Origin of the sequence: Thioalkalivibrio sp., from assembly GCF_041690275.1 — a bacterium.
Classification (GTDB): domain Bacteria; phylum Pseudomonadota; class Gammaproteobacteria; order Ectothiorhodospirales; family Ectothiorhodospiraceae; genus Thioalkalivibrio.
Genome location: NZ_JAWLHP010000026.1, coordinates 34,748 through 41,867 on the forward strand (window position 1 = coordinate 34,748; position 7,120 = coordinate 41,867).

The window sequence follows — 7,120 nt, forward strand, 5'->3', positions numbered from 1 at the left end:
TTGTTCGGGGCCACTACATCTTGTAGTCGGCAGGTATCGTTTCCCCAACAGGTAGTAGAAACCCAAAGGATGTCATGCACATGCAAGGCAGTACGCACCTGCACGCCGTCTCCATCGAGACCCCGGAGGTTCCGATGCAAACCGCCTCCACCGAGATCTGGGACCAGAAGTACCGCCTGAAGACCAAGGAGGGTGCGGTCCTCGACCGCGACATCGACGGTACCTGGAAGCGCGTTGCCCGCGCGCTCGCGGACATCGAGGCAACGCCGGAGCTGCGCGAGCACTGGTACGAGCGGTTCCTGTGGGCCCTGCGCCACGGCGCGATCCCGGCCGGACGCATCATCGCGAACGCCGGCGCCCGGGCGCACAAGCCGGCGACCTCGACGATCAACTGCACGGTCTCCGGCACCATCCACGACTCGATGGACGACATCCTGCAGAAGCTGCACGAGGCCGGGATGACACTGAAGGCGGGGTCTGGTATCGGCTATGAATTCAGTACGTTGCGCCCGCGTGGCGCCTACGTGACCGGGGCCGGCGCGTACACCTCCGGGCCGCTGTCCTTCATGGACATCTACGACAAGATGTGCTTCACGATCTCCTCCGCCGGTGGCCGTCGCGGCGCGCAGATGGCCACCTTCGACATCGGCCACCCGGACGTGGTCGAGTTCATCCGCGCGAAGCGGGCCGACGGGACGCTGCGCCAGTTCAACCTGTCGCTGCTGATCACCGCCGACTTCATGGCCGCGGTGCAGAACGACGACGCCTGGCCGCTGGCATTCCCGATCACCGAGGTGGAGGCCGCGCAGGGCGGCATCGACCTGAACGACCCCGCGCAGGTGCTCTGGCGCGACTGGGCCGACACCGAGGGCTACATCGTCAACGACGGGGGGCAGGTCGCCTGCCGCATCTACAGGACGATCCGCGCCCGCCGCCTGTGGGACCTGATCATGTCCTCCACCTACGACTTCGCCGAGCCGGGCTTCATCCTGATCGACAAGGTCAACGAGATGAACAACAACTGGTGGTGCGAGGAGATCCGCGCGACCAACCCGTGCGTGACTGGCGACACCTGGGTACAGACGGACGCCGGTCCGCAACGTGTACAGGATCTTCTGGGCCGTCCGTTCTGCGCCCGTGTTGACGGTGAAGATCATGCCAGTGGCGCCGAAGGTTTCTTCCGCACCGCGACCCGGGAAGTACTTCGGCTGAATACCAGCGAGGGACCGATGTTGCGTCTCACCGATAATCATCCCGTGCGTCGAGTGGTTCGGCAGACGCGCTGGTCGCTGGAAACCGAATGGTGCGAGGCGGGGAGACTTGGCGTGGGCGACCGGGTGCTCCTGAACGATCATCGGGGCAACGCCGAGTGGGCGGGTCCCCGAACCTGGGAAGAGGGATACCTGCTCGGATTGTTGGTTGGTGACGGCACGCTGAAGCGGGACGCTGCCGTGCTGTCGGTCTGGTCGGCGGAACCCGCGGCCAACGGTGGTGATTTCTGTTCCAACCCACTGATGGAAGAAGCCCGGCGCTGCGCGGGCACGTTAACGCATCGCGCCGACTTTGCCGGCTGGACGGAGATCAAGGGCCGCGGCGAATATCGAATGAAGCTCGCGGCGCTCCGGGATCTCGCGTTCGAACTCGGAATGCGGCCAGGCGCAAAGGGGGTGACCCCGACGATGGAAATGACCTCCAGTGCCTTCCACCGTGGTTTTCTCCGGGGAATATTCGACGCTGACGGGTCCGTTCAGGGCTCACTGGACAAGGGCGTAAGCGTGCGCCTGGCCCAGTCGGACGGGCCGCGTCTTGAGGCGGTACAGCGAATGCTTCTGCGCCTTGGCATTGCCTCCAGGCTCTACCGGGATCGTCGACCCGCCGGGAATGCAATGCTGCCTGACGGTAAGGGCGACCGGAAAGCGTATCCTGTTCGCTCACAGCATGAACTCGTGGTGAGTGGGGACAACCTCGGCATTTTTGCGGCGCTGGTCGGGTTTGCCGACCCGGTGAAGGCCACGCGTCTGGCCACGTTTCTTGGTAGCTATCGACGTCGGTTGAATCGGGAACGCTTCATTGTGCAGGTAGAGTCTCTGGTGCCGGACGGCATTGAGGACGTTTTTGACGTTCAGGTTCCTGGCATCAATGCCTTCGATGCCAACGGCTTCTATGTACACAACTGCGGCGAACAGCCATTGCCGGCCTACGGTGCCTGCCTGCTCGGCTCGATCAACCTGACGCGCTTCGTGCAGGAGCCCTTCACGGACCGGGCCAGCTTCGACTGGGAGGGCTTCCGCGAGACGGTCGCGGTGTTCACCCGGATGCTGGACAACGTCGTCGAGATCAACGGTCTGCCGCTGCCGCAGCAGCGCGAGGAGATCATGCGCAAGCGGCGGCACGGCATGGGCTACCTCGGGCTCGGGTCGGTACTGACGATGATGCGCATGAAGTACGGCGCCGAGGACTCGCTGCGTTTCACCGGGGAGGTCACCCGCGAGATGGCGCTCGCGGGTTGGCGCGCCGGGCTGGAGCTCGCGCGCGAGAAGGGTTCGGCCCCGGTCCTGGACGAGGAGTTCACGGTCACCGCGAAGATGCTGCGCCAGCGCCCCGAGATGGTGCGCGACGGCTTCGGTCCCGGCGATCGGGTGAAGGGACGGGTCCTGCACGCGCGGTACAGCCGCTACATGCAGCGCGTCGCCGAGGTGGACCCGGAACTGGTGGAACAGCTCGCCGCCGAGGGTTGCCGCTTCACCCACCACAGCTCCATCGCGCCGACCGGCACCATCTCGCTGTCGCTGGCGAACAACGCAAGCAACGGCATCGAACCGAGCTTCGCCCACCACTACGCCCGCAACGTGATCCGCAGCGGCAAGAAGTCCAAGGAGAAGGTGGATGTCTTCTCCTACGAGCTGCTGGCCTACCGCGAGAAGGTGAATGCGCGCGCGATGCCATATTCCGAGGTGGAGGAGGAGCAGCTGCCGGATTACTTCATCACCGCGGACGACGTCTCGCCGAAGGCGCACGTGGACGTTCAGGCGGCGGCACAGAAGTGGATCGACTCGTCCATCTCCAAGACCGCCAACGTGCCGACGGACTACGCCTTCGAGGCCTTCAAGGACATCTACCTCTATGCCTGGCAGCGGGGCCTGAAGGGCTGCACCACCTTCCGGTTCAACCCGGAGGCCTTCCAGGGTGTGCTGGTCAAGGAAAAGGATCTCGAGAGCACCACCTACCGGTTCGTGCTGGAGGACGGCACGGTGATCGAGGCCAGGGGGAACGAGGAGATCGAGTACGACGGCGAGACCCACTACGCCGCGAACCTCTACGATGCCCTGAAGGAAGGGTACTACGGCAAGTTCTGAGCCGGGAGCGCGAAAGATGACCATTCGAATCGAAAAGAAGATCACCGGCTACGAGGTCGCCCGCGAGGAGCCGGCTGCGGGGAAGCCCGCGGCGGCGCCGGAGGCCGAGGACAAGGTCGTGCAGATGCACGAGAAGCTCGAGCGGCCGGAGATGCTGATGGGATCCACGTACAAGATCAAGACGCCGCTCTCCGAGCATGCGCTGTACGTGACCATCAACGACGTGGTGCTGAACCCGGGCACCGAACACGAGTTGCGCCGGCCCTTCGAGATCTTCATCAACTCGAAGAACATGGACCACTTCCAGTGGATCGTCGCGCTCACGCGGATCATCTCGGCGGTATTCCGCAAGGGTGGCGACGTGACCTTCCTGGTCGAGGAGCTGCGCTCGGTCTTCGATCCGCGCGGCGGCTATTTCAAGAAGGGTGGTCGGTACATGCCCTCCCTGGTTGCCGAGATCGGGGACGCGATCGAAGGGCACATGCGCATGATCGGGCTGATCAAGGATGATGGTCTGGACGAGCACCAGCGCCGGCACATCGAGGAGAAGCGTGCCCAGTTCGAGGCGAGCCGCAATCTCGCGAAGACGGAGACCGACCCGGGTGACCCCTTTCCCCCGGGCGCGCAGCTCTGCAGCAAGTGCAACACCCGGGCGGTGGTGGCCATGGACAACTGCCTGACCTGCCTGAATTGCGGGGAGAGCAAGTGCGGGTAGTAGCATAGGGGAACCCGAAGCGATGGTCGGGCATGCGCACGGTTGCCCGACATTCCCTCAGCCCCCGGAGCACGCCCGCCATGAACCAGATCCCCATCCGCCCCAGCGAGACCTCGGCGGCGATCGCCGAGCTTGCCCGTATCCAGCTGGCCGGTGAGCGCCGGCTGCAGCGACTGGAGAGACTCTTCCGCTGGAACCTGGCGCTGCTCCTGTCGACCCTGCTCCTCGCCAGCCTTGCGCTGACGCAGTTCTTCGGTGCGGCCTCGGCTCAGTCCGGCTGGCCGCACGCGGCGCCCGAGCCGATTCCGGAGCCGCAGGTGACGGAGCCGCTGGAGGCGGATCCGGCACCGCCGGTGCACGACTTCCGCACCCGGATCGAGGAGCTCCGTACTGGCGTCGCCGGGGCCGATCCGGAGCAGATCAACCCGTTCCATGCGATCACGGTGGTCCTTTACGACCTGCACGCGGTGCTCCGGGAGAGCAACGAGGCGCTTGCCGTGCTGCCCGAGATGGTGGAGGAGGTGCGCCAGATGCGCGGAGACGTCGGTCAGATCGCCGCCACGATGGATTCCATGGACGGCAAGATGGACGGCGTGCCGGTGATGGCCGAGGAGATGCACCGGCTCAACGTGAACATCGACATCATGACGACCTCGATCGATTCCACGATGGGACGCATGGGGCGCATGATGCCCTACTTCTGGTGAGGCTCCCGTTGCCCCGGGCATGCCGCCGCCGGCCCGACGGTCCCGTGCCGGGTATCCTGCCGGAACGCGTCAGGCTGACCGCCCGTGCCCTGCCCGCGCTGCTCGTCCTCTTCACCGGGCCGGTTCCGGCGCAGGAGGTGCTGGAGCCGATGACGGTCACGGCCCCGCGGATCGCCACGCCGCTGACCGAGCTGCCGGCCGCGGTCGACGTGATCGACACCGCCGCCGCGACCGAGGGCCGACAGGGCCTGCAACTCGACGAGGCGCTGAATCGGATTCCCGGTGTCTTCGCGCAGAATCGCTACAACTTCGCCCAGGACGTCCGTGTTTCCATCCGGGGCTTCGGGGCCCGCGCGCCCTTCGGCATCCGCGGCCTGCGCATCCTGCAGGACGGCATCCCCGAGACGACCCCCGACGGGCAGTCCCAGGTGGACGCGATCGATCTGCTGAATGTGAGCCGCATCGAGGTGCTGCGTGGTCCCAATGCGGCCCTGTACGGGAACGCGACCGGCGGGGTGGTGGGGATCACCACCCGCGACGGCAGCGACCCGCGCGGCCACGGCGGCGGTGCGCTGCTCGGCAGCTACGGGTTCCAGCGTCTGGAGGCCCTGAGCGAGGCCCGCGGCGAACGCGGGTCGTACTCGCTGAGCTTCCACGACCTGAGTTTCGACGGTTACCGGGACCAGTCCCGGGCCGAAAAGCGCCTGTTGCGGCTGCACCTTGCGCAGGGCTTCGACGCCGGTGACCTCGAACTGCACCTGCGGGCCCTCGACGCACCGCTGACCGAGGATCCCGGCGCGCTCACACGTGCCGAGGTGGACGCGGATCGGCGTGGTGCGGCCCCTCTCGCGCGGACGCTGGACAGCCGCCAGTCGGCCGAGCAGCTGACCCTGGGCGGGCAGTGGCGGCAGCCCGTCGGTGCGGGCGAGCTCCGGCTCGGCGCCTTCGCCACGCGCCGGGATTACGAGCAGCAGCTGCCCTTCTTCGGCAGCAGCCAGGTCGCCTACGAGCGTGACTTCGACGGCGTCCAGGTCGGCTACGAGCGGGACTTCGGACCGACCCGCGCCCTCTTCGGGCTGGACGTGGAACGGCAGCGCGACGATCGTACCCGCAGGTGCATCGACAGCGATCTCGAACCGGTCTGTGATCCCCAGACAGACGCCGATCCCCTTGCGCTGGATCAGCGCGAACGTGCCCGCAGCCGCGGGTTGTACCTGCACACCGACACACTGCTGGGCGATGACTGGAACCTTGCCCTCGGCGCGCGCCGCGATCGCATCCGCTTCGATATCGACGACCGGCTGCGTCTCGACGGCGCCGATCTCTCCGGCCGACGCACCTTCGACGAGACCAGCGCCAGCGCCGGCCTGATCTGGCACTGGTCACCCGGTCACCGAGCCTTTGCCAATGCCGCGAATGCCTTCGAGACGCCGACCTTCACCGAGTTCGCGAATCCGGCGGGCACCGGCGGGTTCAACCCCGACCTCGAACCGCAGTACGCCCGCGCGTTCGAGATCGGGGCGCGTGGCGAAACCGGAATGCTCGCCTACGACGTGACCGCGCACGTGACTCGCGTCCGGGACGAGCTGATCCCGTTCCAGCTGGCGGACGGGGGCCGCAATTTCTACCGCAACGCCGGCCGCACGGCGCGGGAGGGGCTGGAGGTCGGCCTCGAGCTGCGGCCCGCTCCGCGCTGGAACCTGCGCGCTGCCCTGAGCCTGAATGACTTCCGCTATCGCGAGTTCACCGTCGATGACCAGAGTTTCCGCGGCAATCGCCTGCCCGGTCTGCCGGCGCAGCAGCTCTTTCTCGAGGCCGCGTGGCGCGATGGTCCGGGCTTTGCCGTCGTCGATGCGCTCTACTCCGGCAGCCGCTACGCGGATGACGCGAACGAGGTGCGGGTGAGCGCCGATACGGTGGTGAATGCGCGCGTCGGTCGTCATTGGGATCATGGCCGCCTTCGGGCCGAGGGCTTCGTCGCGGTGAACAATCTCTTCGACACGGAGACGATCGACAACCTGCGGATCAACGCCCGCTTCGGCCGCTACTTCGAGCCGGCGCCCGACCGGAACTTCCTCGTCGGCCTGCGCCTCTACCACCGGCCCTGACCGTCCCCGCGCCGGAGCGCCGAGGGGCTCGCCTCCCACCGGGGTGGTCGTAGGAGCGGCCTCCGGCCGCGATTGCCTAACCCGACGCACCATCGCGGCCAGAGGCCGCTCCCACCAGGTCATGATCACAGAGCCCGGCACGAGTCCCTTGCAGGAGCGCCGCAGGAGCGGCTTCCAGCCGCGATGCGAAGGGTGGTCGCAGGAGCGGCTTCCAGCCGCGATGCGAAGGGTGGT

4 protein-coding genes are annotated in these 7,120 nt (G+C 66.7%); all 4 read left to right on the forward strand.

The window, feature by feature from the left end; all coding sequences use genetic code 11:
- Positions 1–80 precede the first annotated feature (80 nt).
- The 4 genes from ACESMN_RS06850 (at position 81) to ACESMN_RS06865 (ending at position 6,886) form a co-directional block, all read left to right on the forward strand.
- On the forward strand, positions 81–3,356 hold the full coding sequence (locus ACESMN_RS06850) for an LAGLIDADG family homing endonuclease (protein WP_373052847.1): 3,276 nt from the start codon (positions 81–83) through the stop codon (positions 3,354–3,356).
- A gap of 16 nt (positions 3,357–3,372) precedes the next feature.
- Positions 3,373–4,071, forward strand: a complete 699-nt coding sequence (locus ACESMN_RS06855; protein WP_373052848.1) for an NrdJb — start codon at positions 3,373–3,375, stop codon at positions 4,069–4,071.
- Positions 4,072–4,151: 80 nt separating this feature from the next.
- Positions 4,152–4,778 (forward strand): hypothetical protein, encoded by a 627-nt coding sequence (locus ACESMN_RS06860; protein ID WP_373052849.1) that lies wholly within the window; start codon positions 4,152–4,154, stop codon positions 4,776–4,778.
- Positions 4,779–4,867: 89 nt separating this feature from the next.
- Positions 4,868–6,886, forward strand: coding sequence for a TonB-dependent receptor family protein (locus ACESMN_RS06865; RefSeq protein WP_373052853.1), 2,019 nt, complete (start codon positions 4,868–4,870; stop codon positions 6,884–6,886).
- Positions 6,887–7,120: the final 234 nt, after the last annotated feature.

Coding starts and splice junctions, on each gene's coding strand:
- ACESMN_RS06850 (WP_373052847.1), top strand. CDS start 81: ATGCAAGGCAGTACGCACCTGCACGCCGTCTCCATCGAGACCCCGGAG.
- ACESMN_RS06855 (WP_373052848.1), top strand. CDS start 3,373: ATGACCATTCGAATCGAAAAGAAGATCACCGGCTACGAGGTCGCCCGC.
- ACESMN_RS06860 (WP_373052849.1), top strand. CDS start 4,152: ATGAACCAGATCCCCATCCGCCCCAGCGAGACCTCGGCGGCGATCGCC.